Source organism: Thermosynechococcus sp. OHK43 (assembly GCF_014466085.1).
Lineage (GTDB): Bacteria > Cyanobacteriota > Cyanobacteriia > Thermosynechococcales > Thermosynechococcaceae > Thermosynechococcus.
Map to the genome: position 1 here is coordinate 1 of NZ_JACOMP010000116.1, position 3,866 is coordinate 3,866.

At 55.4% G+C, this 3,866-nt stretch carries 2 protein-coding genes and 3 pseudogenes; 3 read left to right on the forward strand and 2 right to left on the reverse strand.

All coding sequences use genetic code 11. From position 1 onward, the window contains the following. The 3 genes and pseudogenes from H8Q75_RS04785 to H8Q75_RS04795 form a co-directional block, all read left to right on the forward strand. A pseudogene (locus H8Q75_RS04785) lies at window positions 1-234 on the forward strand (type I restriction-modification system subunit M); the annotation flags it as partial. A 120-nt stretch (window positions 235-354) separates the two neighbouring features. Continuing rightward, window positions 355-807: pseudogene (locus tag H8Q75_RS04790) on the forward strand (type I restriction enzyme endonuclease domain-containing protein); the annotation flags it as partial. Between the two features lie 413 nt (window positions 808-1,220). Continuing rightward, window positions 1,221-1,406 carry a hypothetical protein gene (locus H8Q75_RS04795; protein ID WP_297040832.1) on the forward strand — a complete coding sequence of 62 codons (186 nt, stop codon included), beginning with the start codon at window positions 1,221-1,223 and terminating at the stop codon, window positions 1,404-1,406. 173 nt (window positions 1,407-1,579) lie between these two features. Here H8Q75_RS04795 and H8Q75_RS04800 read toward each other — a convergent pair whose 3' ends face one another. After that, complete coding sequence (locus tag H8Q75_RS04800; protein ID WP_024124193.1) at window positions 1,580-3,445, reverse strand: hypothetical protein; 1,866 nt, start codon at window positions 3,443-3,445, stop codon at window positions 1,580-1,582. 61 nt (window positions 3,446-3,506) lie between these two features. Beyond that, window positions 3,507-3,866 (reverse strand): annotated as a pseudogene (locus tag H8Q75_RS04805) (GMP synthase (glutamine-hydrolyzing)); the annotation flags it as partial.

Genomic DNA, 3,866 nt, shown 5'->3' on the forward strand with positions numbered 1-3,866 from the left:
GAAGAACTCGACAACGGCGCCTTGTTCGCCTCCCGTCGGGTGAGCATGAAGGAGATTGAGGAAAACGACTTCAATCTCCACATCACCCGGTATGTCAGCACGGCTAAAGCAGAGCCGGAAATAGATTTACAACAGGTTCATAAAGAGCTTGCCGAGTTGACTCGTAAGATCGATGAGGCTCGCGATCGGCATAATGTGTTTCTAAAAGAGCTCGGACTTCCGGAACTGCCCTAGACAGGGGCGGCCGATTGAATGGGAGTGGATGGGCTGTTGTCGAGTCTGTAGGGTGTGTTCGCTTCGACTGGATGGCCTGAAAGACCGGCAGGCCTGAGGAGTGGCTCGCGCTGCTGCCTGCGCCGCAAGAAGAATCTCGTCCAGGCGCGTTCCTTTGCGGAGTTGCTCGAACAGGCACTCCGTCGCTATCAGAATCGGGCGATCGAAGCAGCGCAGGTGATCGAAGAACTCATTGCGCTGGCAAGAGAGATGCGCGAGGCGGACCGCCGTAGCGAAGAGCTGAAATTGTCAGAAGAGGAGCTGGCCTTCTACGACGCGCTTGAGACCAACGACAGCGCGGTGAAAGTGCTCGGCGAGCCCACGCTCAGGCAGATTGCCCGGGAGCTTGTGCAGATCGTGCGGCAAAGCGTGACCATAGACTGGACGGTGCGCGAAAACGTTCGCGCCAACCTGCGGCGCCTGGTCAAGCGCATCTTGCGCAAATACGGTTACCCGCCGGACAAGCAGGAAAAGGCGACGCAGACGGTGTTAGAACAGACAGAGCTTCTGTCTGCAGAATGGGCGATCGCCTGAACGGGGTATCTAACAACCACTTCCAACGGACAGTCCGCTGCGCAGCCCGCTGCTGAACTGGGTCATTGGAAACCGGAGGACATATCAGCAGCTTTTGAGAAGTAAGAGAAATTGATCAAAGCATCTTGAGGAGTCACATCGCCGATGTGTATTTTTGCTTGTGCGCCGACCCTTTGTCGTCGAAGCCCATAAGGCAGAAAGTGGATAAACTACCAGACGACATTTCCAGGACGCCCTTGAATCAGATTCATTGGTGGAATGGGGGTATGACCAGAGATGATTTCGAGGCACGGAACGTTCTTTTCCAGCAGGAGGACCAGGCCACCTACATCAAGAAGCTGCTGGAAAAATGCTTGCAGGAGAATATGGCATCGCTCATCTGATCGCCGACAGATCGTCAACCGGAGGGGCAGTTGTCCAGTCCAGAGGACATTTCCCCAGAGGTGCGCGCAGATCTCTCGGAGGCAGCACAGTCTCAGTTCATCACAGCCTCTAATGAGGTGCTAAAGGAGTCGAATGATGAAGAGAATACCCTGATGAAACCTTGGGAGCACACCAAAGCCCTCTTCCAATGCAATGAGAAGGGCATCTATAGCTAGATCCTAGGGTCTGCGTTTTTTTGCAGACCTAAGCAGACCTAAGAGGAGGAGAATGCTCTCTGGGTAGACGTCTAAGCCAGTGTAGGATTCTCTTGGAGGCTGGTGTTGATGAGCCGCTGAGTCATCAGTGCTCAGACGGGGAACCCAGAAGGGCGCTGGTTCCAGTGATCTTACTACCGCGATCCGCCAAATAACCAATGGAGATTAACCCCTACCCCTGGGGACTCTTGACCAATGAGACCTGAATTGGGAATACTGCTGCCAACTGCCGTTGAGCCATAGAGATCAATTCCCAGACCCCACTGGGGCACGACATAGCGCAATCCTGCACTGTAAACACCTGTTTGCCCAAAGACAGGTGTGGCTTCGGCAATAAATTGGAGGTTGCGGACAACTTCAACATTGAGGCCGATCCCAACGCCACCCACCACTTTTTGAGCCGGCGTCAAAATCCCCAACTTCGGATTCAGCAGCAGTGCCACATTCTTGGTTGGCTCATACATAAAGGCGAGTTCCAAACCCCCTAGGGAACGACTCGCACCCCCTCCCTGCTCAATGCCACGATTAAATGAGCCTTGAAAGGCGAAAGAAAAGGGATCTCCTTGAGCCTGATCGAGGAAGCGCAACTTGGCTGCCAGCCCCAACTGCAGGTTGCCACTGTAGTTGATGTTTTCGATGAGGGTTCTGCCGCGCTCCCACTGTTCAATGGCAACAGTCAATTGGGCATCGTAGGCCAGCCCAAAGCCCACCTGAAAACCGGTTCCTGTGGTGCCGCTATTGCCCCGCAGGTACAGCATACCTGGATCGAGGGTACTGGGGGAAGTAAGAGTCAGACCATTAAGGAGCAGCTGGCGATCGCGATCTGTGAGGGGTTGCCGCGGCCCGCTGCGAAAACTGGGCAGAAAAGGGGGAGCAAAATCAGGTCCCATATTGGGGGTATAGCTTAATCCCGCCATGATGCCCACTTGATCGGCACCGGGCAAAAAAGCCAAGGTACGACTTGCAGGGGTGATTCCAAAGGCGTTGGTTGCTGCCAGATCAATACTCACCGAGGGGTTCACGAGGAAACGCACACCAGCACTCCACACGGGCAGGTTGACGATCGCGCCATCACTACTGCGCACCGCATTGCCCCCAGGCCCCACCGGCATATTCACATCGGCAAAGAGGTTAAACCGAGGATGGGGTTGCCAACTGATGCCGGTGCCAAAGTTGACGTTGGTGTCGTAGAAGTTTGCCCCGCCGTTAATGGTGGCGGGAAAGTAGGTGAGGTTTGGTGTAAAGTGCCACTGTAACTGGGGATTGAAGGTGTAGGTAAGGGGAACTTGGAGTGAAGCAGCCACCGTCCATGTCCCTGTTGGCGCCGCAGCAGGCGTAAAGAGAAAATTGCTCGATCGCAGCCGCACCGCCTCTAGGGAGCCAGCCACGGCTACAGAGAGGTTTTTGCCACGATGCACTTGATATTTGAAACCACCGGCGATCGCCCCAAACTGAAGGTCAGGTTGTAGCCCATTCACCAAGCGTCCCAAGGGGTCGTCGTAGTAATTGCCACTAAAGCTCACTTGCAAACGATGATTGATGGCATAGTCAATGGAGCCATAGAAAATTTGTAGACCGCCGCCGCCGCCAGCCACTTCGGGATCATAGTTGCGAATTCCCCCCCGCAGTTCAAGGGTTTGCTCGGGCAGGATATTGGCCGTCTCCAAGTTAAAGAGACGGGTAGGCGGACGCATTAAGGGGGGAATGCGATACTGGGGTTCTTCGGCAATGACCGGTCTCGGTGCCTGCTCAGCGACGGGAGGTAAAACCGGTTGCGCCAATTCCTCTGAGGTCGCTGGCTGCCACGGGCGATCGCCACTGGGTTCAGGACCAGCTTGCCACTGGGGGGGAGTTTCCGGCGTTGGTACCACTTCAAAGGTTGGGGGAGTTGTCGGCCGAGCCTCAATTTGCCACTGGGGTGGACCAGATTGCGCCGTTGCCCCTAGGGGCAGCCACACACCTGCACCGAAGCTAAGGGCCAGCGTCCATTTACTATTCATGCCACATCCCTCACACCACCATCTCTCCCAGGGAAACTGATCGCTCCCCCTGCCAGCAAATTTACTCCCACTCAATGGTTCCCGGCGGCTTGGAGGTAATGTCATAGACCACCCGATTCACCCCCGGCACTTCGTTGACAATGCGGTTAGAAATTCGCTCCAGGAGGTCGTAGGGGACCCGTGCCCAGTCGGCGGTCATGCCATCTTCGCTAGTGACAAATCGCAGCACCACCGGATAGGCATAGGTGCGCTGATCCCCCATGACTCCCACGGTACGAATCGGCAGTAACACCGCAAAGGCTTGCCAAAAGTCGTGATACATCTCAGCGCGGTTAATTTCCTGCCGCACAATCAGATCCGCATCCCGCAGAATCTCTAGGCGTTCCGGGGTCACTTCCCCCAGAATCCGAATTGCTAAACC

Excerpts from the sequence above, each read along its gene's own strand:
- H8Q75_RS04800 (WP_024124193.1), bottom strand. The coding sequence starts at position 3,445 with ATGAATAGTAAATGGACGCTGGCCCTTAGCTTCGGTGCAGGTGTGTGG.